The organism is Streptomyces sp. 17_S59 (assembly GCF_056930295.1).
The window spans coordinates 1,144,899-1,168,891 of record NZ_JBXOWD010000001.1 but is presented as its reverse complement, the minus strand read 5'-3'; the positions used below and the strand labels follow the sequence as shown (position 1 = coordinate 1,168,891).

26 protein-coding genes and 1 tRNA gene are annotated in these 23,993 nt (G+C 71.8%); 17 read left to right on the top strand and 10 right to left on the bottom strand.

What is annotated here, in order from left to right; translation table 11 throughout:
* Window positions 1-9: 9 nt before the first annotated feature.
* Both AC1Z4A_RS04955 and AC1Z4A_RS04950 read right to left on the bottom strand, forming a co-directional pair.
* Window positions 10-267 carry a hypothetical protein gene (locus tag AC1Z4A_RS04955; protein ID WP_483676595.1) on the bottom strand — a complete coding sequence of 86 codons (258 nt, stop codon included), beginning with the start codon at window positions 265-267 and terminating at the stop codon, window positions 10-12.
* 192 nt (window positions 268-459) lie between these two features.
* Window positions 460-1,350 (bottom strand): 3-hydroxybutyryl-CoA dehydrogenase, encoded by an 891-nt coding sequence (locus tag AC1Z4A_RS04950; RefSeq protein ID WP_483676594.1) that lies wholly within the window; start codon window positions 1,348-1,350, stop codon window positions 460-462.
* A gap of 165 nt (window positions 1,351-1,515) precedes the next feature.
* On the opposite strand from AC1Z4A_RS04950, the gene AC1Z4A_RS04945 reads away from it, so the two are divergent.
* A complete protein-coding gene (locus AC1Z4A_RS04945; protein WP_483676593.1) occupies window positions 1,516-2,760 on the top strand; it encodes a glycoside hydrolase family 10-like protein in 1,245 nt (414 codons plus the stop codon).
* An 18-nt stretch (window positions 2,761-2,778) separates the two neighbouring features.
* Here the strand turns inward: AC1Z4A_RS04945 and AC1Z4A_RS04940 are convergent, their stop codons facing one another.
* The 3 genes from AC1Z4A_RS04940 to AC1Z4A_RS04930 all read right to left on the bottom strand — a co-directional run bounded on the left by AC1Z4A_RS04940 (window position 2,779) and on the right by AC1Z4A_RS04930 (window position 5,263).
* Window positions 2,779-2,979 (bottom strand): DUF1918 domain-containing protein, encoded by a 201-nt coding sequence (locus AC1Z4A_RS04940; protein ID WP_483676592.1) that lies wholly within the window; start codon window positions 2,977-2,979, stop codon window positions 2,779-2,781.
* 81 nt (window positions 2,980-3,060) lie between these two features.
* A complete protein-coding gene (locus AC1Z4A_RS04935; RefSeq protein WP_483676591.1) occupies window positions 3,061-3,972 on the bottom strand; it encodes a LysR family transcriptional regulator in 912 nt (303 codons plus the stop codon).
* A 70-nt stretch (window positions 3,973-4,042) separates the two neighbouring features.
* The gene (locus tag AC1Z4A_RS04930) at window positions 4,043-5,263 is read right to left on the bottom strand and encodes a beta-ketoacyl-[acyl-carrier-protein] synthase family protein (RefSeq protein WP_483676590.1); all 1,221 of its coding nucleotides are present in this window, start codon (window positions 5,261-5,263) and stop codon (window positions 4,043-4,045) included.
* Window positions 5,264-5,507: 244 nt separating this feature from the next.
* On the opposite strand from AC1Z4A_RS04930, the gene argC reads away from it, so the two are divergent.
* Genes argC through AC1Z4A_RS04900 form a run of 6 tightly spaced genes read left to right on the top strand, consistent with a single transcriptional unit; the run spans window position 5,508 to window position 10,530 of the window.
* Window positions 5,508-6,539, top strand: a complete 1,032-nt coding sequence (gene argC / locus AC1Z4A_RS04925; RefSeq protein WP_483676589.1) for an N-acetyl-gamma-glutamyl-phosphate reductase — start codon at window positions 5,508-5,510, stop codon at window positions 6,537-6,539.
* The gene (locus AC1Z4A_RS04920) at window positions 6,536-6,709 is read left to right on the top strand and encodes a hypothetical protein (protein ID WP_483676588.1); all 174 of its coding nucleotides are present in this window, start codon (window positions 6,536-6,538) and stop codon (window positions 6,707-6,709) included. The genes argC and AC1Z4A_RS04920 overlap by 4 nt, the downstream gene beginning before the upstream one ends.
* Window positions 6,706-7,857 carry a bifunctional glutamate N-acetyltransferase/amino-acid acetyltransferase ArgJ gene (gene argJ, locus AC1Z4A_RS04915; protein WP_483676587.1) on the top strand — a complete coding sequence of 384 codons (1,152 nt, stop codon included), beginning with the start codon at window positions 6,706-6,708 and terminating at the stop codon, window positions 7,855-7,857. Before AC1Z4A_RS04920 ends, argJ begins: the two co-directional genes overlap by 4 nt.
* Window positions 7,854-8,777 (top strand): acetylglutamate kinase, encoded by a 924-nt coding sequence (argB, locus tag AC1Z4A_RS04910; RefSeq protein ID WP_483676586.1) that lies wholly within the window; start codon window positions 7,854-7,856, stop codon window positions 8,775-8,777. Before argJ ends, argB begins: the two co-directional genes overlap by 4 nt.
* A complete protein-coding gene (locus AC1Z4A_RS04905; RefSeq protein ID WP_483676585.1) occupies window positions 8,774-9,979 on the top strand; it encodes an acetylornithine transaminase in 1,206 nt (401 codons plus the stop codon). The genes argB and AC1Z4A_RS04905 overlap by 4 nt, the downstream gene beginning before the upstream one ends.
* Before the next feature lie 8 nt (window positions 9,980-9,987).
* On the top strand, window positions 9,988-10,530 hold the full coding sequence (locus tag AC1Z4A_RS04900; protein ID WP_483676584.1) for an arginine repressor: 543 nt from the start codon (window positions 9,988-9,990) through the stop codon (window positions 10,528-10,530).
* A gap of 159 nt (window positions 10,531-10,689) precedes the next feature.
* Here the strand turns inward: AC1Z4A_RS04900 and AC1Z4A_RS04895 are convergent.
* Together AC1Z4A_RS04895 and AC1Z4A_RS04890 are read right to left on the bottom strand one after the other, a co-directional pair.
* Window positions 10,690-10,766: transfer RNA gene (locus AC1Z4A_RS04895), tRNA-Pro, on the bottom strand.
* A gap of 96 nt (window positions 10,767-10,862) precedes the next feature.
* On the bottom strand, window positions 10,863-11,417 hold the full coding sequence (locus AC1Z4A_RS04890) for a Uma2 family endonuclease (RefSeq protein ID WP_483676583.1): 555 nt from the start codon (window positions 11,415-11,417) through the stop codon (window positions 10,863-10,865).
* Between the two features lie 173 nt (window positions 11,418-11,590).
* On the opposite strand from AC1Z4A_RS04890, the gene AC1Z4A_RS04885 reads away from it, so the two are divergent.
* From AC1Z4A_RS04885 to AC1Z4A_RS04865, 5 genes are all read left to right on the top strand, one after another.
* Window positions 11,591-12,787, top strand: coding sequence for an argininosuccinate synthase (locus AC1Z4A_RS04885; protein ID WP_483676582.1), 1,197 nt, complete (start codon window positions 11,591-11,593; stop codon window positions 12,785-12,787).
* On the top strand, window positions 12,784-14,214 hold the full coding sequence (gene argH / locus AC1Z4A_RS04880; protein ID WP_483676581.1) for an argininosuccinate lyase: 1,431 nt from the start codon (window positions 12,784-12,786) through the stop codon (window positions 14,212-14,214). Before AC1Z4A_RS04885 ends, argH begins: the two co-directional genes overlap by 4 nt.
* 80 nt (window positions 14,215-14,294) lie before the next feature.
* Window positions 14,295-14,843 carry a TetR/AcrR family transcriptional regulator gene (locus AC1Z4A_RS04875; RefSeq protein WP_483676580.1) on the top strand — a complete coding sequence of 183 codons (549 nt, stop codon included), beginning with the start codon at window positions 14,295-14,297 and terminating at the stop codon, window positions 14,841-14,843.
* Window positions 14,840-16,426 (top strand): MFS transporter, encoded by a 1,587-nt coding sequence (locus AC1Z4A_RS04870; RefSeq protein WP_483676579.1) that lies wholly within the window; start codon window positions 14,840-14,842, stop codon window positions 16,424-16,426. Before AC1Z4A_RS04875 ends, AC1Z4A_RS04870 begins: the two co-directional genes overlap by 4 nt.
* Before the next feature lie 226 nt (window positions 16,427-16,652).
* Window positions 16,653-17,486 (top strand): alpha/beta fold hydrolase, encoded by an 834-nt coding sequence (locus AC1Z4A_RS04865; protein WP_483676578.1) that lies wholly within the window; start codon window positions 16,653-16,655, stop codon window positions 17,484-17,486.
* A 97-nt stretch (window positions 17,487-17,583) separates the two neighbouring features.
* On the opposite strand, the gene AC1Z4A_RS04860 is transcribed toward AC1Z4A_RS04865, so the two are convergent.
* Window positions 17,584-18,252, bottom strand: coding sequence for a lysophospholipid acyltransferase family protein (locus AC1Z4A_RS04860; RefSeq protein ID WP_483676577.1), 669 nt, complete (start codon window positions 18,250-18,252; stop codon window positions 17,584-17,586).
* Between the two features lie 229 nt (window positions 18,253-18,481).
* On the opposite strand from AC1Z4A_RS04860, the gene AC1Z4A_RS04855 reads away from it, so the two are divergent.
* The 3 genes from AC1Z4A_RS04855 to AC1Z4A_RS04845 all read left to right on the top strand — a co-directional run bounded on the left by AC1Z4A_RS04855 (window position 18,482) and on the right by AC1Z4A_RS04845 (window position 20,781).
* Window positions 18,482-19,654 carry a glycerophosphodiester phosphodiesterase gene (locus AC1Z4A_RS04855; protein ID WP_483676576.1) on the top strand — a complete coding sequence of 391 codons (1,173 nt, stop codon included), beginning with the start codon at window positions 18,482-18,484 and terminating at the stop codon, window positions 19,652-19,654.
* Window positions 19,655-19,720: 66 nt separating this feature from the next.
* Window positions 19,721-20,218, top strand: coding sequence for a sigma-70 RNA polymerase sigma factor region 4 domain-containing protein (locus AC1Z4A_RS04850; protein WP_483676575.1), 498 nt, complete (start codon window positions 19,721-19,723; stop codon window positions 20,216-20,218).
* Window positions 20,219-20,268: 50 nt separating this feature from the next.
* On the top strand, window positions 20,269-20,781 hold the full coding sequence (locus AC1Z4A_RS04845; RefSeq protein WP_483676574.1) for a GNAT family N-acetyltransferase: 513 nt from the start codon (window positions 20,269-20,271) through the stop codon (window positions 20,779-20,781).
* Window positions 20,782-20,820: 39 nt separating this feature from the next.
* Here the strand turns inward: AC1Z4A_RS04845 and AC1Z4A_RS04840 are convergent, their stop codons facing one another.
* Window positions 20,821-21,258, bottom strand: a complete 438-nt coding sequence (locus AC1Z4A_RS04840; RefSeq protein ID WP_483676573.1) for a hypothetical protein — start codon at window positions 21,256-21,258, stop codon at window positions 20,821-20,823.
* 3 nt (window positions 21,259-21,261) lie between these two features.
* The gene (locus tag AC1Z4A_RS04835) at window positions 21,262-21,621 is read right to left on the bottom strand and encodes a hypothetical protein (RefSeq protein WP_483676572.1); all 360 of its coding nucleotides are present in this window, start codon (window positions 21,619-21,621) and stop codon (window positions 21,262-21,264) included.
* A 423-nt stretch (window positions 21,622-22,044) separates the two neighbouring features.
* Here AC1Z4A_RS04835 and AC1Z4A_RS04830 point away from each other — a divergent pair, with 423 nt between their 5' ends.
* Window positions 22,045-23,142, top strand: a complete 1,098-nt coding sequence (locus AC1Z4A_RS04830; RefSeq protein ID WP_483676571.1) for a methionine ABC transporter ATP-binding protein — start codon at window positions 22,045-22,047, stop codon at window positions 23,140-23,142.
* Window positions 23,139-23,915, top strand: a complete 777-nt coding sequence (locus AC1Z4A_RS04825) for a methionine ABC transporter permease (RefSeq protein WP_483676570.1) — start codon at window positions 23,139-23,141, stop codon at window positions 23,913-23,915. The genes AC1Z4A_RS04830 and AC1Z4A_RS04825 overlap by 4 nt, the downstream gene beginning before the upstream one ends.
* Window positions 23,916-23,993 lie beyond the last annotated feature (78 nt).

Sequence of the window (23,993 nt, the reverse complement as noted above, 5' to 3'; positions counted from 1 at the left end):
GTCCTGCGCTCACCGGCCGACCGCCTGCCAGACGGCGATCGCCAGGCCGGCGAGGCCGGTGAGTGCGGCGAGCGACGGCAGCGGCCACCTGCCCTGCTCCAGGGCCCGGACCCGCTCGGTCACCTCGGTGACGTCCCGCTCGGTCTGGTCGCTGCGCTGGGTGAGGAGGGCGAGGTGGCCGTCGATGCGGACGACGCCGACATCGAGGCTGCGCCGGATCTCCGCGAGCTCTGCCGCCTTGACGGCGCGCTCGGGCTGGTTGGTCACGGTCCGTACCCCTTCCGGAAGAGTCCATGCGTGTGCTGACGAGCCGAGTCAACCGCGCGGACGGGCGGGGCGGGAGCGTGTGCGGAGGGTATCTGCGGGTCACCGGCGTACACCCCGTGTGAACGCGGGGGGGACGCCGGTGACGGCCGGCCGGCGGACGGGGCCCGGCGGGCCGCCCGGACAGAGGGCGTCCTAGTAGGCGTAGAAGCCCGCGCCCGACTTCCGGCCGAGCCGGCCGGCCTCGACCATGCGCTGGAGCAGCGGGGGAGCGGCGTACAGCGGCTCCTTGTACTCGGCGTACATGCTGTCCGCCACCGAGACCACCGTGTCCAGGCCGATGAGGTCGGCGAGCTTGAGCGGGCCCATGGGGTGGGCGCAGCCCAGCTCCATGCCGTTGTCGATGTCCTCGCGGCTGGCCATGCCCGACTCGAACATCCGGACCGCGGAGAGCAGGTACGGGATGAGCAGGGCGTTGACCACGAAGCCGGAGCGGTCCTGGGCACGGATGGCGTGCTTGCCGAGGACCTTGCCGACCAGCGCCTCGGCGCGCTTGATCGTTTCTTCGCCGGTGGTCAGCGCCGGGATCAGCTCGACGAGCTTCTGCACCGGGGCCGGGTTGAAGAAGTGGATGCCGATGACGTGGTCGGGGCGGGAGGTCGCCACGGCCAGCTTCACCAGCGGGATGGAGGAGGTGTTGGAGGCCAGGATGGCGTCCGGGCGGGTGAGGACCTGGTCCAGGACCTGGAAGATCTCGGTCTTGACCTGCTCGTTCTCGACGACCGCCTCGATGACGAGATCCCGGTCGGCGAACTCGCCCAGGTCCGTGGTGAAGCTCAGCCGCGCCAGGGTCGCGTCCCGCTCCGCCTCGGTGATCTTGCCGCGCTCGGCGGCCTTGCCCAGGGAGTTGGTCAGCCGGGTGCGCCCCAGCTCCAGGGCCTCGCCGGTGGTCTCGGCGACCTTGACGTCCAGACCGGCCCTGGCGCACACCTCCGCGATGCCCGCCCCCATCTGACCGCAGCCCACCACACCGACGCGAGCCAGATCCACAGCAATGTCCGTCACATCGTGCCTTTCGCCGATCATTCTTCGTCGAATTGCGGGTGGTCGAAGGTCGTCCGGCTCCCGCCTCGGGGGGAGACGTTACTCCGCGCGGCGCGGTGCCGGGCGGTCCGGGGCGGGCATGCTCTGCGGGACGCGGTGTGACGGAGGTTACGCCGATGAACCCGGTTCCATGGAGGGCGACGGCATATGGGACGTTTGACCAGAAGAGGGTTCGGGGTGGCCGTGGCAGGGGCCATGACGGCGATGCTGGCGGCCGGGGAGGCCGGTGCGCTGGAGGCGGGGAGCAGTGGCGCCGCCAGCCGGAGGCGGGAGTTCCGGGGGATGTGGGCGGCCACCGTCGTCAACGTCGACTGGCCGTCCGCGCCGGGCCTCTCGACGGACCGGCAACGGTCCGAGCTGACCGGTCTGTTCGACTCGGCGGTGGCGCGGCGGCTCAACGCCGTCATCCTGCAGATCCGCCCCACGGCCGACGCGTTCTGGCCGTCCCGCTACGAGCCCTGGTCGGAGTACCTGACCGGCACCCAGGGCCGCTCGCCGGGCTGGGACCCGCTGGCCTTCGCGGTGCACGAGGCCCACAAGCGCCGTCTGGAGCTGCACGGCTGGTTCAATCCGTACCGCGTCGCCAACCACACCGACCCGGGCCGGCTGGTGCCCACCCACCCCGCCCGCGTGCACCCCGAGTGGGTGCTGCCCTACGGTGGCAAGCTCTACTACAACCCCGGCCTGCCCGAGGTCCGCCGCTTCGTCCAGGACGCCATGCTCGACGCGGTCTGGCGCTACGACCTCGACGGCGTCCACTTCGACGACTACTTCTACCCCTATCCCGTGGCCGGGCAGACCTTCGACGACACGGCCGCCTACGAGCGCTACGGCGCCGGATTCCCGGACCGGTCGGCCTGGCGGCGGGACAACATCGACCGCCTGGTGCGGGAGACGGCGGAGCGCATCAAGCGGCGCAAGCGTCATGTGCGGTTCGGCATCAGCCCGTTCGCCGTCTGGCGCAACCGGGCCACCGACCCGCGTGGCTCGGACACCCGGGCCGGGGTGCAGACCTACGACGACCTCGCCGCCGACACCCGCACGTGGGTCCGCGAGGGCTGGATCGACTACATCGTCCCGCAGTGCTACTGGCACATCGGCTTCGCGCCCGCGGACTACGCCAAGCTGGTGGCCTGGTGGGCGGAGACCGTGCGCGGCACGAAGGTGCACCTCTATATCGGCGAGGCCCTCTACCGGGCGGGCGATCCCGGTCAGCCCGCCCCCTGGCAGGATCCCGCCGAGCTCTCCCGCCATCTCACGCTCTGCCGCGAGCGGCCCGAGGTGCTGGGGAACGCCTACTTCTCCGCGAAGAACGTGCTCCACGACCCGGTGGGTGCGATGGCGCGCGTGGTGCGGGACCACTATCCCCACCGCGCGCGCCCACCGCGCTGAACACGGGTATGGGCCGGCCTACTGCTGCCCGGCGGCCTTCCGGTGGTCCACCACGGAGTCGGGACCCGGCGACATGATGCTCTCGTGGCCGTTCTCCGCCCGGACCCGGTAGGGCGGGTTGCCGTTGGGACCCAGGACCTCCACGATCTCCACCACGTGGTCGTGCTGCCCGACTGTCCGGCCGTGCACCACCAACCGGTCGCCCTTGCTCGCATGCATCGACGTGACCCCTTCGCTGTGAGATGGGACAGGTGCACTCGGATACTCCCAGCCTAGGGTGACCGGCGGTATAGGGCGCGCTCAGGAATCCGTGCGGGTCGGGGTGGCGGAGGCGGCCTCCGCCACGGCGTCCCGCAGCCACCGGTGGGCCGGGTCGGTGTCGACCCGCACGTGCCACGCCATCCCGATCGCGACCGCCGGCAGGGGCAGCGGGATCTCCCGGACGACGAGCGGCATCGCCTCCGCCGCCCGGGCCGCCACCGAGGCCCCCACCAGGGCCAGCACGTCCGACCGCAGGGCCAGGAAACACGCGGTGACCGGGCTCGGCACTGTCGCCAGCACCCGTCGGCTCAGCCCCGCGTCGGCCAGCCGCTCGTCGACGACGCTGTGGAACCGCCCCCTCCGGGAGACGGTGATGTGCGGGATCGCGGCGAAGCGCGCGACGGTCAGCGGCTCGTCCGCGCCCGGGGCGCCGGCCCGGGACACCGCGACGTGGTGGTGCCCGGCCAGCGGCCGGCTGCGCACGTCCTGGGGCAGCTCGGGTAGGTGGCCGATGTCCAGGTCGACGGAGTCGCGCAGGTCGGCGGGGTCCTCGTCGCCCTCGGCCAGCCAGCGCAGCTGGATGCCGGGGGCCTCGCGGCTCACCCGCTCGGTCAGCCCGGGCCCGAGGACGACGGTCAGCCCGTCGTTCGTCCGCAGCGTGAACCGCCGCTCCACGGCGGCGATGTCCACCGGCTGCACCGGCCGGAGCGCGGCGAGCGCGCCGACGAGGGCCGCCTCGGCCCGGGGGCGCAGCTCCCGTGCCCGCGGGGTGAGGGCGAGGCCGCGCCCCGCGGGCACGAGGAGCGGGTCGCCCAGCACCCGGCGGAGCCGGCCCAGGGTGCGGCTCATCGCGGAGGCCGAGACGTTCATCCTGGCCGCGGCGCCGGTGACGCTGCCCTCGCGGAGCAGGGCGTCGAGGGCCGGCAGCAGATTCATGTCGGGCAGTTGCATAGGAATCAATTCTCGATGAGTGATTCGGAACGTGCAGTCAATCATCCATCGAGCCCCGGCCCGCCGGGCGTCAGGCCCGGGTGAACACGAGCGAGGCGTTGTGGCCGCCGAACCCGAACGCGTTCGCCAGGGCCGCCGCCTGCGCGCCGTGCCGCGGCGCGCCGCCGACCACGTCGAGCTTCACCTCCGGGTCGAGGGTGTCGAGGTTCAGGGTCGCCGGGACGACGCCGTCGCGGACCGCGAGGATCGCGGCGAGCGCGCCCAGCGAACCCGCGGCCCCGAAGAGGTGCCCGGTCATCGACTTGGTCGCGGTGACGACCGGGTGGGTGCCGACCGCCTCGGTGATCGACCGGGCCTCGACGAGGTCGCCCTTGGGCGTGGACGTCGCGTGGGCGTGGATGTGCCCGATGTCGAGCGGCGACAGCCCCGCCGAGGCCAGGGCCGTGCGGATCGCCCGCACCTGGCCGTCGGGGTGCGCGGCGGTGATGTGGTGCGCGTCCGAGGTGACCCCGGCCCCGGCGAGCACGGCATGGGCCCGGGCGGCCCGGGCGGCGGCGAACTCCGCGCGCTCCAGGACGACCACGGCGGCCCCCTCGCCGACGACGAGTCCGTCGCGGTCGGCGTCGAAGGGACGGGAGGCCAGCTCCGGCTCGTCGTTGCGCGTCGAGAGGGTCTTCGCCTGGCAGAACCCGGCCAGCGGCAGCGGGTGCACACAGGCCTCGGCGCCGCCCGCCACCACCACGTCGGCCCGGCCGAGCCGGATCAGGTCCAGGCCCATGGCGATCGCCTCGGCCCCCGAGGCGCAGGCGCTGACCGGGGTGTGGGCGCCGCCCCGGGCCCCCAGCTCGATGCTGACCCAGGCCGCGGGCCCGTTCGCCATCAGCATGGGCACCGTGTGGGGCGACACGCGCCGCACCCCGGAGGACTCCAGGACGCCGTTCTGGCCCAGCAGCGTCAGCACGCCGCCGGTTCCGGTGCCGATCACCACGGCCAGGCGCTCCGGCTCGACCTCGGGGCGCCCGGCGTCGGCCCATGCCTCGCGGGCGGCCACCAGGGCGATCTGCTCGCACCGGTCCATGCGGCGGGCCTGCACCCGGTCCAGGACCTCGGCCGGCTCGACCGCGATCCGGCCCGCGATCCGCGCGGGCAGTCCGGCCGCCCACTCCTCCTCGATCGGACCGATCCCCGACCGTCCGGCCAGCATCGCGGACCAGGTGGCGGCGACGTCCCCGCCGAGCGGCGTCGTGGCGCCCAGACCCGTGACCACCGCGCCGTGGGTGTCAGTGTTCATGCGATGAACCCCCTTTGTAGTAAAGAGACAACGTCCCGCGCGGACGGCGACGGGAAGTGATCCACTTGTTGGCTACTCTGCCAGGGGATTGACGGCCGATCAGATGCTCGGAACCACGGAGTCCGGCGTCCGCGATTTATAGGGTTCGGCTATTCCCTCCTGCGCTTATGTCGCCCTCGAAAGCTTTGGGCATTGCATAAAACTGCTGCCATTCGTATAGTCATGCCATACCGAGGAGGAATCGATGACGGCGATACGAGCGGCAGTGGCCGGGGCGAGCGGATACGCGGGCGGCGAAGTGCTGCGCCTGCTGCTGGGGCACCCCGGGGTCCGCATCGGCGCCCTCACCGGCAACTCCAACGCCGGGCAGCGGCTCGGCGCGCTCCAGCCGCACCTGCCGGCCCTCGCCGACCGGGTGCTGGAGCCGACGGAGGCCGGCGTGCTCGCCGGGCACGACGTGGTCTTCCTCGCCCTGCCGCACGGGCAGTCCGCGGCCGTCGCCGCGGAACTCGGCGACGAGGTGCTGGTCGTCGACTGCGGCGCGGACTTCCGGCTGAAGGACGCCGGGCAGTGGGAGCGGTTCTACGGCTCGCCGCACGCCGGGACCTGGCCGTACGGACTCCCGGAGCTGCCCGGGGCACGGCAGGCCCTGCGCGGCACCAAGCGGATCGCGGTCCCCGGCTGCTATCCGACCGCCGTCTCGCTCGCCCTGTTCCCGGCGTACGCGGCCCGGCTCGCCGAGCCCGAGGCCGTGATCGTCGCCGCGTCCGGCACCTCCGGCGCAGGCAAGGCCGCCAAGCCGCACCTGCTCGCCAGCGAGGTCATGGGCTCCATGAGCCCGTACGGCGTCGGCGGCGGCCACCGGCACACGCCCGAGATGGCCCAGAACCTCTCGGCCGCCGCGGGGGAGCCCGTCACCGTCTCCTTCACCCCGACCCTGGCGCCCATGCCCCGCGGCATCCTCGCCACGTGCAGTGCCAAGGCCCGGCCCGGCGTCACGGCGCAGGCCGTGCGGGCCGCCTACGAGAAGGCGTTCCAGGACGAGCCGTTCGCCCGGCTCCTGCCCGAGGGGCAGTGGCCCGCCACCGCCTCCGTCCAGGGCTCCAACACCGCCCTGGTCCAGGTCGCCCTCGACGAGGCGGCCGGCCGGATCATCGCCATCAGCGCGATCGACAACCTCGCCAAGGGCACCGCCGGGGGTGCCGTGCAGAGCATGAACATCGCCCTCGGGCTCCCCGAGGAGCTGGGGCTGCCGGCCACGGGCGTGGCGCCATGAGCATCCGCCGCGCGTTCGCCACCGCACTGGCCCGCCTGGTGCCCTGCGAACAGCCCGCCGGCCACCGGGCCGGCCTGCAGCAGACGAAGACCGAGCCCGCGCTGTCGCCCCGCAGGGGCGGCGGCGACACCATCCGCCACCGCAGCGGAGCCGACAAGGAGATGCAGTGAGCGTCACCGCAGCAAAGGGATTCACGGCCGCCGGCATCGCCGCCGGAATCAAGGAGAGCGGCAGCCCCGACCTGGCCCTCGTGGTCAACCGCGGCCCCCGCCTGGCGGCCGCGGGCGTCTTCACCGCCAACCGCGTCAAGGCCGCGCCGGTGCTCTGGTCCCAGCAGGTCCTCAAGGGCGGCCGGGTCTCCGCGGTCGTCCTCAACTCCGGCGGCGCCAACGCCTGCACCGGCCCCGAGGGCTTCCAGGACACCCACGCCACCGCCGAGAAGGCCGCCGCGGCGCTGGGGCACAGCGCCGCCGAGATCGCCGTCGCCTCCACCGGCCTCATCGGCGTCCGGCTGCCCATGGACAAGCTGCTGCCCGGCATCGGCAAGGCCGCCGTCGAACTCTCCGCCCACGGCGGCGAGAAGGCCGCCATCGCCATCAAGACCACCGACACCGTGCACAAGACCGCCGTCGTCCAGGGCGACGGCTGGACCGTCGGCGGCATGGCCAAGGGCGCGGGCATGCTCGCCCCCGGCCTGGCCACCATGCTCGTCGTCCTCACCACCGACGCCGACGTCGACGCGGCGGGCCTCGATGCCGTCCTGCGCGCCGCCACCCGGCAGACCTTCGACCGGGTCGACTCCGACGGCTGCATGTCCACCAACGACACCGTGCTGCTCCTCGCCTCCGGCGCCTCCGGCACCACCCCGGACGAGGCCGCCTTCGCCGAGGCCGTCCGGGCCGTCTGCGACGACCTCGCCCGCCAGCTCATCGGCGACGCCGAGGGCGCCAGCAAGGACATCCGCATCGAGGTGACCGGCGCCGCCACCGAGGACGACGCCGTCGAGGTGGGCCGCTCCATCGCCCGCAACAACCTCCTCAAGTGCGCCATCCACGGCGAGGACCCCAACTGGGGCCGGGTGCTCTCCGCCATCGGCACCACCTCCGCCGCCTTCGACCCCGACAAGCTCAACGTGGCCATCAACGGCGTCTGGGTCTGCCGGAACGGCTCCGTCGGCGAGGACCGCGAACTCGTCGATATGCGCTACCGGGAGGTCCGCATCACCGCCGACCTGGCCGAGGGCACCGAGTCCGCCACCATCTGGGCCAACGACCTCACCGCCGACTACGTTCACGAGAACAGCGCGTACTCCTCATGACGACGACCGGAACCGCCGGCACCACCCGCAAGCACACCGCCCTGCCCAAGGCCCGCACCCTCGTCGAGGCACTGCCCTGGCTGACCCGCCATCACGGCCGCACCGTCGTCGTCAAGTTCGGCGGCAACGCCATGGTCGACGACGAGCTGAAGGCCGCCTTCGCCCAGGACGTCGTCTTCCTGCGGCACGCCGGCCTCAAGCCCGTCGTCGTGCACGGCGGCGGGCCGCAGATCAGCGCCCACCTGGACCGGCTCGGCCTGGCATCGGAGTTCAAGGCCGGGCTGCGGGTCACCACGCCCGAGGCCATGGACGTGGTGCGGATGGTCCTGGCCGGGCAGGTCCAGCGCGAACTGGTCGGGCTGCTCAACCAGCACGGCCCGCTCGCCGTCGGCCTCACCGGCGAGGACGCCCACCTGATGACCGCCACCAAGCACTACGCCGAGATCGACGGCGAGCGGGTCGACCTCGGCCGGGTCGGCGAGATCACCGAGATCGACCCCGGCGCCGTCCGGGCCCTGCTGGACGACGGCCGCATCCCCGTCATCTCCTCCATTGCCCGCAGCGCCGACGACGGTCACGTGTACAACGTCAACGCCGACACCGCCGCCGCCGCGCTCGCCGTCGCGCTCGGCGCCGAGACGCTGATGGTCCTCACCGACGTCGAGGGCCTGTACGAGGACTGGCCGCACAGCGACGAGGTCATCAGCCGGCTCACCGCGAGCGAGCTGGAGCGGCTGCTGCCCGAGCTGGCCAGCGGCATGGTCCCCAAGATGGAGGGCTGCCTGTACGCCGTGCGCAACGGCGTCACCACCGCCCGCGTGATCGACGGGCGGGTCCAGCACTCGATCCTGCTGGAGATCTTCACGGACGAAGGCATCGGCACGATGGTCGTGCCGGACGCGGAGCAGGGGGACGCATGACGAACGCAGACCTCACCCGGCGCTGGCAGGGCGCCCTGATGGACAACTACGGCACGCCCCGCATCCCCCTGGTGCGCGGCGAGGGCCCGTACGTCTGGGACGCCGACGGCAACCGCTACCTGGACTTCGTGGGCGGCATCGCCGTGAACGCCCTCGGCCACGCCCACCCCGCGGTCGTCCGGGCCGTCTCCGACCAGATCGCCACGCTGGGCCACGTCTCCAACCTCTTCACCGCCGAGCCGACCGTCCAGCTCGCGGAGCGGCTGCTGCGGCTGGCCGGCCGCCCCGGGCGCGTCTACTTCGCCAACTCCGGCGCGGAGGCCGTCGAGGCCGCCTTCAAGATCGGCCGGCGCACGGGCCGTACGCACATGGTCGCCGCGACCGGCGGCTTCCACGGCCGCACGATGGGCGCCCTCGCCCTCACCGGACAGCCCGCCAAGCAGGACCCGTTCCTTCCGCTGCCGGGCGACGTGACACATGTGCCGTACGGGGACGTGGCGGCGCTCCGCGCGGCGGTCACCACGGACACCGCGCTCGTCGTCCTGGAGCCGGTCCAGGGCGAGAACGGCGTGGTGGTCCCCCCGGCCGGCTATCTGGCCGCCGCCCGCGAGATCACCCGGGAGACCGGAACGCTGCTCGTCCTGGACGAGATCCAGACAGGTATCGGCCGCACCGGCCACTGGTTCGAGCACCTCGCCCAGGGCGTCGAGCCCGACGTCGTCACCCTCGCCAAGGGCCTGGGCGGCGGCCTGCCCATCGGCGCCACCCTGGCCTTCGGCCCCGCCGCCGAGCTGCTGACGCCTGGTCAGCACGGCTCCACCTTCGGCGGGAACCCCGTCGCCTGCGCGGCCGCGCTCGCCGTCCTGGACACCCTCGACGCCGACGGCGTCCTGGACCGCGTCAAGCGCACGGGCGAGCTGCTGCGTGACGGGATCGCGGCCCTCGGCCACCCCCTCGTCGACCACGTCCGTGGTGCGGGTCTGCTGCTGGGTATTGTCCTTGTCGAGCCCCTCGCACCAAAAGTGCAGCAGGCGGCTCAGGACGCCGGGGTCCTGGTGAACGCGGTCGCACCGCACGTGGTGCGGCTGGCTCCTCCGCTGATCATCACCGAAGATGAGACGGAGGCGTTCCTCGGGGCGCTGCCCGGCGTCCTGGACGCCGTCGCCGACGGGCCCCACGAGGAACGACGATCCGGAGACTGACGAACACGATGACCGAGGCGCAGGAGACCGAGCCGGCCCACGGCGGACAGGCCGTGCCGCAGACCCGCACCGCCCGCCACCGCCGGATCGTGGACATCCTCAGCAGGCAGGCGGTCCGGTCCCAGAGCCAGCTCGCCCGGCTGCTGGCGGACGACGGCCTCTCCGTCACCCAGGCCACGCTCTCCCGCGACCTCGACGAACTCGGCGCGGTCAAGATCCGCAACACGGGCGGCGAGCTGATCTACGCCGTCCCCGGCGAGGGCGGCGACCGCACCCCCCGCGCCCCCCTCGGCGAGTCGGCCACGGAGGCCCGCATGGGCCGCCTGGCCGCCGAGCTGCTGATCTCCGCGGAGGCCTCCGCCAACCTGGTGGTGCTCCGCACCCCGCCCGGCGCGGCCCAGTTCTTCGCCTCGGCCATCGACCAGGCCGGCGTCCACGAGATCATCGGCACGATCGCGGGCGACGACACGGTCCTCCTCATCAGCCGCGACCCGCACGGCGGCCAGGCCCTGGCGGACCACCTGCTGAGGCTGGCGCAGAAGGAGCGCTGAGGACGGCGCGGCATGGCACGGCAATGGCCCGGCCCCCGGAATCCCGGGGGCCGGGCCATTTGCTTGCCTTGCTTGCCGTCACGCGGTGTCACAGACTCCGGAAACGGCGAAAGGCCGCCTCCTCATACGAGGAAAACGGCCTCCGACCTGCGAAAACGCTGGTCGGGACGACAGGATTTGAACCTGCGACCCCTTGACCCCCAGTCAAGTGCGCTACCAAGCTGCGCCACGTCCCGGTGCGACGTTCCCTCCGGGTTTCTTCCCGGTGGGGCGTGCAGAAAGAAAATATCCTGTCCGGCGCCGCTGATCCAAATCGGGGGTCCGGTGAGCGGTCAGTTGCGGCGCTTGAAGGTGTGCGTGGGGATCTCGATGCTGCTGCCGTCCCGGAGTCGGAAGGTGATGGTGTCGCCGTACTTGTACTCCTCGCAGGAGATGTACCCGTCGTCCATCGGCTCGGTGAGAAGGCTGCACTGGCCGTGGAAAGGGTCAATGATCAAGTAGGCGGGCACACCGAAGCGGGCGTACTGCTGCACCTTGAGCGCGTAGTCGTTCCTGTCGTGCTTCGAGGAGACGATCTCGACGGCGGCCAGGAGATCGCCGTGGCTGTACGGTTCGCCGGCACCGTTTTCGACGATCGCCACGTCCGGGCATCGGCGGGGTTCTCCCGGGAACTCGATCTCCACATCGGACAGGATCCGTTCTTCGGGGATGCCGCAGGCCTCGGCAGCGTTCAGGATGCGGCGGATCGTCCAGCTCAGGACGCTGGCCTTCGGCGTGATGATGATCCGGTCCCCCACCACCTCGATCTTGCAGCCCTCGATCACCGACGCGGCAAGATCGACGGTCTCCTGCAAGAACTCCTGCAGGACATGGCCCCGCACTGTCATGGCGAAAACCTCCCTGGTTCGAGGTTCCGGACAGTCGCATCGTAGGCCGCCCCCTTGCCGCGCACTCGGGACCGATTCACTCTCACGAGCCATTGACGAAACATACGGAGTGCTGCATAGTTATGCCTACCAGCGCATGAGAGCGCAGCGCACTGCACCGTAAGGAGAACCCCGTGACCGAGCGCGTCGTACTCGCCTATTCCGGCGGCCTTGACACCTCCGTCGCCATCGGCTGGATCGCCGAGGAGACGGGCGCCGAGGTCATCGCCGTCGCCGTGGATGTCGGCCAGGGCGGCGAGGACCTGGACGTCATCCGCAAGCGCGCGCTCGCCTGCGGTGCCGTGGAGGCCGAGGTCGCGGACGCCAAGGACGAGTTCGCCGAGGAGTACTGCCTCCCGGCGATCAAGGCCAACGCCCTCTACATGGACCGGTACCCGCTGGTCTCCGCCCTCTCCCGGCCCACGATCGTCAAGCACCTCGTGGCCGCCGCCGAGAAGCACGGCGCGACCACCGTCGCCCACGGCTGCACCGGCAAGGGCAACGACCAGGTCCGGTTCGAGGCGGGCATCTCCTCCCTCGCCCCGCACCTGAAGTGCATCGCCCCCGTCCGGGACTACGCCATGACCCGGGACAAGGCCATCGCCTTCTGCGAGGCCAAGGGCCTGCCGATCGCGACCACCAAGAAGTCGCCCTACTCCATCGACCAGAACGTCTTCGGGCGGGCCGTCGAGACCGGCTTCCTGGAGGACATCTGGAACGCCCCGATCGAGGACGTCTACGACTACACCGCCAACCCGGCCACCCCCCGGGAGGCCGACGAGGTGGTCATCACCTTCGAGAAGGGCGTCCCCGTCGCCCTCGACGGCAAGCCCGTCAGCGTGCTCCAGGCCATCCAGCAGCTCAACGAGCGGGCCGGGGCCCAGGGCGTCGGCCGGATCGACATGGTCGAGGACCGGCTGGTCGGCATCAAGTCCCGGGAGATCTACGAGGCGCCCGGCGCTATCGCGCTGATCACCGCCCACCAGGAGCTGGAGAACGTCACCGTCGAGCGCGAGCTGGCCCGGTTCAAGCGGCAGGTCGAGCAGCGGTGGACCGAGCTGGTCTACGACGGCCTGTGGTTCTCGCCGCTCAAGCGGGCGCTGGACGGGTTCGTCGCCGAGGCCAACGAGCACGTCTCCGGCGACGTCCGGATGACGCTGCACGGCGGCCGGGCCGTGGTCACCGGCCGGAAGTCCGAGACCTCTCTGTACGACTTCAACCTCGCCACCTACGACACGGGCGACACCTTCGACCAGTCCATGTCGAAGGGCTTCATCGAGATCTTCGGCATGTCCAGCAAGATCGCCGCGAAGCGGGACCTGGCGCAGTGAGCGGCGATAACCAGGACGTACGGCTGTGGGGCGGCCGGTTCGCGGACGGACCGGCCGAGGCCCTCGCCAAGCTCTCCGCCTCCGTCCACTTCGACTGGCGGCTCGCCCCCTACGACATCGCCGGCTCCCGCGCCCATGCGCGCGTGCTCCACAAGGCCGGGCTGCTCACGGACGACGAGCTGGCGCGGATGACCGAGGGCCTGGGGCTGCTGGAGGCGGACGTCGCCGCCGGTACGTTCACGGGCACCATCGCCGACGAGGACGTGCACACCGCCCTGGAGCGCGGCCTGCTGGAGCGGCTCGGCCCCGAGCTGGGTGGCAAGCTGCGCGCCGGGCGGTCCCGCAACGACCAGGTGGCCACGCTCTTCCGGATGTACCTGCGCGACCACGCGCGGATCATCGGCGGGCTGATCGCCGACCTCCAGGAGGCCCTCGTCGGCCTCGCCGAGGCGCACCCGGACGTCGCGATGCCCGGGCGCACCCACCTCCAGCACGCCCAGCCCGTGCTCTTCGCCCACCATGTGCTCGCCCACGTCCAGGCGCTGTCCCGGGACGCGGAGCGGCTGCGCCAGTGGGACGAGCGCACGGCGGTCTCGCCCTACGGCTCGGGCGCCCTCGCCGGCTCCTCCCTCGGGCTGGACCCGGAGGCGGTCGCCGCCGACCTGGGCTTCGAGCGCGGCAGCGTGGGCAACTCCATCGACGGCACCGCCTCGCGCGACTTCGTCGCCGAGTTCGCCTTCATCACGGCGATGATCGGCATCGACCTGTCGAAGATCGCCGAGGAGGTCATCATCTGGAACACGAAGGAGTTCTCCTTCGTGACCCTGCACGACGCCTTCTCCACCGGTTCCTCGATCATGCCGCAGAAGAAGAACCCGGACATCGCCGAGCTGGCGCGCGGCAAGTCCGGGCGGCTGATCGGCAATCTCACCGGGCTGCTCGCCACGCTCAAGGCCCTGCCCCTCGCCTACAACCGCGACCTCCAGGAGGACAAGGAGCCGGTCTTCGACTCCTGCGACCAGCTGGAGGTGCTGCTCCCGGCCTTCACCGGGATGATGGCGACCCTCACGGTCAACCGCGCGCGGATGGAGGAGCTGGCCCCGGCCGGTTTCTCGCTGGCCACGGACATTGCCGAGTGGCTGGTCAAGCAGGGCGTGCCGTTCCGGGTGGCGCACGAGGTCGCGGGGGAGTGCGTCAAGGTCTGCGAGACCGAGGGCATCGAGCTGGACCGGCTCACGGACGAACAGTTCGCGAAGATCTCCCCCCACCTCACCCCCGAGGTCCGCACGGTCCTCGACGTGCCGGGCGCCCTGGCGTCCCGCAGCGGCCGGGGCGGCACGGCCCCCTCCGCGGTGGCGGTGCAGCTGGGGGAGGTCAAGGCGGATCTGGCGGTGCAGCGGCAGTGGGCGGACGCCAAGCGCGGCTGAAGCACCTGACTCCTGCACCAAAGTGAGACGATCAACACCCGAATGAGACATCAATGTCTCATTCGGGTTATCGTCGTCTTATGAGCCTCGACCGTGCACGTGTACTGACGGCAGCCGCAGCCCTGCTCACCCGCAGGGCGACGGCTTCCATGGACGAGATCGCCAAGGCCGCCGGCATCAGCCGCGCGACCCTGCACCGGCACTTCGCCGGGCGCGACGCGCTCGTCCGCGCCCTGGAGCAGCTCGGCATCGAGCAGTTCGAGCGGGCCCTGGACGAGGCCGTACTGGAGGAGGGCGACGCGGCCGAGGCGGTGCGCAGGCTGATCGCCCGCGCCGAGCCGGTCGCCGGACTCCTGTCCTTCCTCTACTCCGAGAACCAGCTCTTCGAGGACGAGATGAACGAGGGCTGGAACCGCCTCGACGCCCGCGTCCATGCGCTCTTCGTGCGCGGCCAGGAGGAGGGCACCTTCCGTATCGACCTCTCACCCGCCTGGCTCACCGACGCGCTGTACGGGCTGATCGCCTCCGGGGCGTGGGCCGTGCACGATGGGCGGGTGGCGCCCAAGGACCTCACCCGCATGGTCTCCGAGCTGTTGCTCGGCGGCGCGCAGCGGAGGGCGGAGCGGTGAGCGCCGGGAGCAGTACCGCGGCGCCCCGCGACCTGGAGCAGGAGGCTCCGCGCCCGGGGCGCTGGCTGGCGCTGGCCGTCCTCGTCCTGGCCGTCCTGCTCGTCGCCGTCGACGCGACCGTGCTGGGCCTGGCCACGCCCTTCCTCAGCGAGGACCTGCGCCCGTCGGGCACCCAGCTCCTCTGGATCGGCGACGTCTACTCCTTCGTCATCGCGGGTCTGCTGGTGTCCATGGGCAGCCTCGGTGACCGCGTCGGCCGCAAGAAGCTGCTGCTGAGCGGCGCGGTGGCGTTCGGCGCGGTGTCGGCCCTCAACGCCTACGCCTCCAGCCCGGAGATGATGATCGCCGCCCGGGCCCTGCTGGGTGTGGCGGGTGCGACGCTGATGCCGTCCACGCTCGCGCTCATCCGCAACCTCTTCCACGACCCCCGGGAGCGCAGCCTGGCCATCGGCATCTGGGGTGCGATGGCCTCCGCCGGTGCGGCCGTGGGCCCGGTGGTGGGCGGCTTCCTGCTGGAGAACTTCTGGTGGGGCTCGGTCTTCCTGATCAACCTGCCGGTCATGGCCGTGCTCGTGCTTGTCGGCATGCGGCTGCTGCCCGAGTCCCGCGACCCCGCGCCGGGGCCCTGGGACCTGCTCAGCGTGGTCCTGTCGATGGTCGGCATCGTGGGGATCGTCTATGCGATCAAGGAGGGCGCGACGCACGGCTTCACCGGGCAGATCGTCCTGGCGGCCGGGACCGGGCTGCTCGCGCTGCTGTGGTTCGTGCGCCGTCAGCTCAAGCTGCCCGCGCCCCTGCTGGACATGCGGCTCTTCCACCACCGGGGCTTCTCCGGCGCGGTGATGGCCGACCTGCTGACGGTCCTCGGGCTGTCCGGGATGGTCTTCTTCCTGTCGCAGTTCCTCCAGCTGGTGCAGGGCCGCGATCCGCTGGAGGCCGGGCTCGCGGAACTGCCCGCCGCCGTGGGCGCGGTGACGGCGGGTCTGCTCGCCGGGCAGGCCGCCCGCCGCTGGTCGGTGCGGTCGGTGGTGGCCGGCGGGCTCGCGGCGATCGGCCTCGCGCTCGCGGCGCTGGTCTGGCTGGGCGCGGACACGGTCTATCCGGTGCTGGGCGCGGTGCTGCTGGTCGTGGGCGTGGGTGCGGGCTTCTCCTTCACCGTCACCGCCGACGTGATCCTCTCCAGCGTGCCCAAGGAGCAGGCGGGCGCGGCCTCGGCGGTCTCGGAGACGGCGTACGAGCTGGGCGCGGCGCTGGGCATCGCGCTGCTCGGCACGATCGTCACCGGTGTCTACGGCGGCTTCACCGTCCCCGCGGGTGTGCCCGCGGAGGCGGCGGCGGACGCCCACGAGTCGCTCGGCGGGGCGGTCCAGTCGGCGGCGGACCTGCCGGCCGACACGGGGAGCGCGCTGCTGGCCTCGGCACAGGACGCCTTCGTCGAGGGGCTGCGGATTGCCTCCGGCGTCGGGGCCCTGGTGCTGCTGGGGACGGCGGTGACGGCCTGGTTCCTGCTGCGCGGCCAGCGGCTGGCGGAGGGCTACGGCGGCCTTCCGGGGGACGAGCCGAACCCCGGGACGAAGCGCTGAGCCGGAACGCCGGGCAGCACTGAGCGGAAAAATGCTCAGATGAGCCAAGCGCATCACGGGCCGGGGCGGCAAGCCCCGGCCCGTGTGATGTTTACCGGCCGGTAACTCTATTGACGCGCTCCATGCGCTCGGGGAAACATCTCGCCCACCGGTCGACATTGTCGAACGAGGTTCGGACGAGGGTGTTCCGCCTCCAGGGCGCCCGTGTTCAAAGGATTCCCCCACCATGCGTCACACGCGTCTGCGTACCGCCGCGCGGCTCCTGATCGCCGCCGTGGCTGCCGCCACGCTGAGCCTCACCGGGCTCGCCGCGTCCCCGGCCTCCGCCTCGGTCCTGGACATCCCGCCCAGGGGCGCCAACGACTGGTCCTGCAAGCCGGATTCGGCACACCCGCAGCCCGTCGTGCTGGTCAACGGCACGTTCAAGCTGATGGCGGAGAACTGGGCCGCGCTGTCGCCGAAGCTGAAGGAGGCGGGCTACTGCGTCTTCGCCTTCAACTACGGGCACATGGAGACCGACCCGATCCCCCAGGCCGCCGCCGAGCTGCGGGACTTCGTCGAGGCCGTGCGGGGCGCGACGGGCGCGGCGAAGGTGGACATCGTCGGTCACAGCCAGGGCGGCATGATGCCGCGCTACTACGTGAAGTTCCTCGGCGGCGCGGACAAGGTCGACGACCTCGTGGGCATCGTGCCCTCGAACCACGGCACCCTGAACCCGCTCGCCATACCCTTCGGCTACACCTTCTGCCCGTCCTGCCTGGACCAGCGCGTCGGGTCGGACCTGATGAAGAAGCTCAACGAGGGTGACGAGACCCCCGTGGGTCCGGACTACACCGTCGTCACCACCCGCCACGACGAGGTGGTCGTCCCCTACACCAGCGCCCTGCTGACCGGTCCCGCCGAGCACCTCACCAACGTCGTCCTCCAGGACAAGTGCCCGCTCGACCCCTTCATGCACGACCAGGCGACCAAGGACCCGGTCGTCGCCCAGTGGGTGCTCAACGCCCTGGGCCGCAAGGGCCCGGCCGACCCGGCGTTCCAGCCGCGCTGCCTGGGATAGGCACCGGCGCCGGAAACACCGGAGACGCAAAAGCGGAGCGCCGTCGCACGGGAGCGAACTCCCCTGCGACGGCGCTCCGCCGTGGATCCCGTGCCGGTCAGGCGGCCTTGGCCTTGGTGGCGTACATGTCCACGTACTCCTGGCCCGACAGGCGCATCACTTCGCTCATCACCTCGTCGGTGACGGCGCGCAGGACGTAGCGGTCGCGGTCCATGCCCTCGTAGCGGGAGAAGTCCAGCGGCTCGCCGAAGCGTGCGGTCACCGGGGCGATGCGGGGGACGCCCTTGCCCGAGGGCTGGACCTTGTCGGTGCCGATCATCGCGAAGGGCACCACCGGGGCGCCGGTCATCAGCGCGAGGCGCGCGATGCCCGTGCGGCCGCGGTAGAGGCGGCCGTCGGGGGAGCGGGTGCCCTCCGGGTAGATGCCGAAGACCTTGCCCTCCTCCAGCACCCGGCGGCCCGTCATCAGCGCGGCCACACCGCCGTTCCCGCCGTCCCGGTCCACCGGGATCATGCCGGAGGCGCTGAAGAACCAGGCCATCAGGCGGCCCTTGACGCCCTTGCCCGTGACGTACTCGTCCTTGCCGATGAAGAACACCTGGCGCTTGACGATGAGCGCGATGAACAGCGAGTCGATGAACGTGGTGTGGTTCCCGGCGAGGATGACCGGCCCGTTGCCCGGGATGTGCTCCGCCCCCTCCACCTTCGGGCGGTACAGGACGCGCATGAGCAATCCGAGAATCGCCTTGAGCATGATGCGGGACAACGGGCCCTCCGGTCGTGATGGTCGTTCTGGCGCGCGCCTGCGCGGTCGTTGACGATACTCGCGGGTATGCGCCTTGCGCACGCCCGGTTGACCGACTCGAAACAGACTGTTGACGTGACTTTCCACTCCGTTCCCCGGCCGTCCTTCTCAGGAAAGTCGCACGTGCATACGATCGGCGCCGTCGGGCATCCGGAAGAGGAACCCGGAAGAAGCGGAACGAGGAGCGTACATGCAGCAGGAGCAGCGGCCGGGCAGGCGCACGGTGCTGGGGGCCGCGGCGGCCCTCGGCGCGGGGGCGGTCGCCCTCGGCGGCGGGGTCTCCCCGGCGACGGCGGCGGAGCGGAGCACCGGCGGCCACGGGCACGGTGACAGCGGTTCGTTCAAGGACCTGCCGGTGCCGACCGTGATCGGCCACCGCGGCGCCTGCGGCTACCGTCCCGAACACACCTTCGGCTCCTACGAGTACGCCCTCGCCAACGGCGCGGACGTCATCGAGCAGGACCTCGTCCCCACCAAGGACGGCCACCTCGTCTGCCGGCACGAGAACGACATCACCGCCACCACCGACGTCGCCTCCCACCCGGAGTTCGCCTCCCGCAAGACCACCAAGACCGTCGACGGCGAGGCCCACACCGGCTGGTTCACCGAGGACTTCACGCTCGCCGAGCTGAAGACCCTCCGCGCCAAGGAGCGCATCCCCGGCAACCGCCAGCACAACACCCTCTACGACGGCCGCTGGCAGGTGCCCACCTTCGAAGAGGTCCTCAAGTGGGCCGACGAGCAGGGCCGCAAGCGCGGCCGCCGCATCTGGCTGCACGTCGAGACCAAGCACCCCACCTACTTCCGCAAGGCCGGGCTCGGCCTGGAGGAGCCCCTCGCCAAGCTGCTGCGCCGCTACGGGCGGGCGGGCCGCAACGGCCACACCTTCCTGCAGTCCTTCGAGCCCAGCAGCCTCCAGCGGCTCGGCAGGCTGGGCGTCGACGGCCCGAAGATCCTGCTGCTGGACGACCTGCCCACCCGCCCCTGGGACTTCACCGAGGCCAAGGACCCGCGCACGGTCGCCGACCTCATCACCCCCCAGGGCCTGAAGTGGGTCTCCGGCTTCGCCCAGGGCATAGGCCCGTGGGTGAACCTGATCATCCCGCGGGGCAAGGACGACCGGCTCACCAAGCCGACCACGCTGGTGCGGGACGCACACGCCGCGGGGCTCATCCTGCACCCGTACACCATGCGCAACGAGAACAGCTTCCTGCCCGCGGACTTCCGGCGCGGCACCGACCCGAACGCCTACGGCGACGCCTTCGGTGCGTTCAAGACGTACTTCGCGACCGGCATCGACGGCATCTTCTCCGACAACTGCGACACGGCGGCGATGGCGCGGGACGCGTTCCTGAAGGGCTGACCCCCGGACGGGTGAATTCCGGGCGCCCCGGAAACCGGTGGCGCCCGGTCGCACGTCCCCGCCCGCATGACACGCAGTGATCTTCTGACGCGGCTGGGCCCGCTGCTGGAGGCGGAGTGCGCGGCCGAAGCGGCCGCCGCCGGGGTGGATCCGGCCGACCTCGAACAGTCCGTCTGGGTACGGCTGCTGAGCGAGGCCAGCCCGGCCGTGCCCGCGGCCCGGTTACGCGCCGCGGTGCGCGCCGAGGCCAGGGCCGCCCGCCGCCGGGCCCGGCGCGAGGTGCCGTACGACCCGACCGGCGCCCGGCAGCCGCAGGGCCGTCCGGAGTCCGGCGTGGAGGACGCGGTCCTGGCCGCCGAGGCGGGCCGGGAACTGCGCGCGGCCGTACGGCGGCTGCCCGGCCGGTGCCCCCGCCTGCTGGGGGCGCTGCTCTCCGGTGGAGACCCGACCTACCGCGAAATCGCAGGGAAGTTGGGAATGTCACAAGGATCTCTGGGGCCCGTACGCTCCCGCTGCCTGGGATGCTTGCGCAGAATGCTCATGGCGGAGATTGCGGCTCCATGACCCTGGGGACAAGGAGCCTAAGGACGACCCACAAGGGGAGGCATGCGCAGATGGGTATGAGCGTGACCGTCTCGGCCGCGACCGGGACAGATGCCGAACACATCCTCAAGCTTCAGTATCTCTGCTACCAGAGCGAGGCCGAGCTGTACGGCGACTACAGCATCGAACCCCTCACGCAGACCCTCGACGACCTGCGCGCCGAACTGGGCGGCGGCTGTGTGCTCGTGGCCCGGCTCGGCGAGGAGGTCGTCGGCTCCGTGCGCGGCACGGTCGACGGGGACGGCACGGCCGTCATCACCGGGCTCATCGTGCACCCCCGGATGCAGCGGCACGGCCTGGGCGGGCGGCTGCTCGGCGCGCTGGAGGCACGGCTGGCGGGGGAGTGGGCCGCCCGGCGGTTCCGGCTCGCCACCGGGCAGCGCAGCGAGGGCAACCTGCGCCTCTACCGCAAGTGGGGGTACGAGGCGACGGGCACCGAGCAGGTCACGCCCACGCTGACGCTCGTCACCCTGGAGAAGGCCGCACAGCCGGCCGCGGCCCCCGCGCTCGCGACGACCGTCTGAGCGCCGGGGTCCGTGCGGCGGCGGCCCGCCGCGCCCGCCTCAGTGCGGTGCGCGGCGCAGCCAGGCCATGGCCGTCACCGGCAGGATCACCGGGATGAAGAGATAGCCCATGCCGTAGTCCGACCAGACCGTGGCGTCCGGGAAGGCGGACGGCGCAAGGAGCGTCCAGGTGCCCACGACGAGGACGCCGGCCAGCTCGGCGGCGCAGCACACCAGCGCCGCCCTGCGGGCCGCCGCGCCGCCGCGCACCAGGGAGTACGTGATGAACGCGTACACCACGGCGGCCGCCGCCGACAGGACGTAGGCCAGCGGCGCCCGGCCGAAGTCCATCAGCATCTGGACGACGGAGCGGGAGGCCGCGGCGACGGTGAACACCCCGTACAGCCAGACCAGCAGCCGGCCCGGCCCCTGGCCGAGGTCGAAGCCGGGCCTCTCCTGCGCGTCGACGGGCTCGGACACGTTCACGGGCTCGGACATGGGTCAGCCTCCCCAGATGTCGTACAGCCGCACCTCGAGCACGGCCAGGATCACTGCGCCCGCCGCCACGGTGGCCGAACCCCAGCGGGTCCGCTCGGCGAGGGACATGAAGCCCGCGGCCGGGACCGCGGCGGCCGCGCCCAGCAGATAGGCCACGAAGATGGCCGTGCCCTGCTCGGGCTTGTCGCCGCCGGCCAGCCGCACCACGCCTATGACGAGCTGGAGCACGGCGAGGACGGAGACCACCGCCATGCCGATGAAGTGCCAGTCCTTGGTGGGCTGGTCGCGGGAGAAGGCGAAGCCGCACCAGGCGGCCAGCGCGAGGGCGGCCAGACCGGCCGCGAGCGTCAGCGCGTCGATCACCGCGGCCCCCGGGCGGTGCGGGCGTGCGAAGGGGACGAGAGAGGCATGGGACGACTCTAAACGCCCGCTACGGGCCCCTCGCGAGCGCCCTCACAGTCCAGAGAGCGAGAGATCGAGTCCGGTATTCGGACAGGCTTGGCTGATTCGCACGTGCTTCTGTTTTACTGGCCCGCATGACCACGACGAGCACCCGCATCCTTGCGACTGAGGCGATGACGACGCCCGGTGCTGCTCGTTGCATGTGTCGAATGTGTGACTGCTGAGGGCCCCCGTGCCTCGCGCCCCGAAGCGAGACCCCGTAGCGCACCCGTCCGGCGACCTGCCGGAGGGAATCGCGCCGCCCCGCGTCACCAGATGTCCCCGAGCCCGCGCACCCCTGCGCTCGGCCGGGCCCTCCGATGCCGCGTTCCGCAATGAATGCCCGTGCCCGGCACCCTCACCGCCGCGCACTCGACAGTGACGGAAACCCCTGTGATCACCACTACGGGCCTGACAAAGGTCTACCGCTCACGCGGCCGCGAGGTCACCGCCCTCGACGGCGTCGATCTCCATGTCCGTGAGGGCGAGGTGTACGGCGTCATCGGCCAGAGCGGCGCCGGAAAGTCGACCCTCATCCGCTGCGTCAACCTCCTGGAGCGCCCCACCTCCGGCACGGTCACCGTCGCCGGCCAGGACCTGACCGCCCTCGCCGGCCGCGGCCAGCGCGCGAACGCAGCGCTGCGCCAGGCCCGCAGCCGCATCGGCATGGTCTTCCAGCACTTCAACCTGCTCTCCTCGCGCACCGTGCAGGCCAACGTCGAGCTGCCCCTCGAGATCCTCGGCATCTCGGGCAAGGAGCGCTCCCGCAAGGCCCTCGAACTGCTCGACCTCGTCGGCCTCGCCGACAAGGCCAAGGCCTACCCCGCCCAGCTCTCCGGCGGCCAGAAGCAGCGCGTCGGCATCGCCCGCGCCCTGGCCGGCGACCCCAAGGTGCTGCTCTCCGACGAGTCGACCTCCGCGCTCGACCCCGAGACCACCCGCTCCATCCTCCAGCTGCTGCGCGACCTCAACCGCCAGCTCGGCCTGACCGTCCTCCTCATCACCCACGAGATGGACGTCGTCAAGACCATCTGCGACTCCGCGGCCCTGATGAAGGGCGGCCGCGTCGTGGAGTCCGGCACGGTCACGGAACTGCTCGCCACGCCCGGCTCCGAGCTGGCCGCCGAGCTGTTCCCGGTGGGCGGCGAGCCCTCCGGCCCCGACCGCACGGTCGTGGACGTCACCTTCCACGGTGCCGCGGCCACCCAGCCGGTCATCTCCCAGCTGTCCCGTACGTACAACATCGACATCTCGATCCTGGGCGCCGCGATGGACACCGTCGCCGGCAAGCAGGTCGGCCGGATGCGCATCGAACTGCCCGGCCGCTTCGAGGAGAACGTCGTCCCCATCGGCTTCCTGCGCGAGCAGGGCCTCCAGGTCGACGTCGCGGATGTCGCCACACCGGCTCCGGCCGACGCGATCCTCAAGGACGGTGCCAAGTGACCTGGACCCAGATGCAGCCCCTGCTGCGCGACGCCTGTCTGGACACCCTCTTCATGGTGTGGTGGTCCACCGTCTACGCCGTGCTCGCCGGCCTGCCGCTGGGCCTCCTGCTCGTCCTCACGGACCGCGGCGCCCTGCTCCAGAACGTCGTGGTGAACAAGGTCCTGGGAGCGGTCCTCAACCTCGGCCGCTCGCTGCCCTTCATCATCCTCATCGTCTGGCTGATCCCCTTCAGCCGCTCGGTCGTCGGCACCTCCATCGGCCCCAGCGCCGCCGTGGTCGCCCTCGCCGTCGGCGCCACCCCCTTCTTCGCCCGGCTGGTGGAGACCGCCGTGCGCGAGGTCGACCACGGGCTCGTCGAGGCCGTGCAGTCGATGGGCGGCGGCACCTGGACCATCATCCTCAAGGTGCTGCTCCCGCAGTCCCTGCCCTCGCTCATCGCAGGCCTGACCACCACCGTCATCACCCTCATCGGCTACTCCGCGATGGCCGGCGCGGTCGGCGGCGGCGGTCTGGGCAACCTCGCCATCACCTATGGCTACCAGCGCCGCGAGGACGACCTCATGAACATCACCATCGTGCTGCTGATCGTCATTGTGACGGTCGTTCAGCTCGTCGGTGACCTGGCCGTACGGCGCCTCGCCGCCCGCGGTGGCCGCCAGGCCGCACCCGTGGGCCTGCGCAGGCTCCTGCCGGCCCAGCGCAAGGCGCCGGCGGCCACCGCCGAGCCCGTCGCGCAGCCCGAAGCCGTCGGCCGCACCGAGTCGGTCTGACACCGGGGGCCGCAAGGCCCCCACCCCGAGAGCCCGGACCCTTTGCCGGGCGGCAACACCCTCGGGGACCCGAGGAAC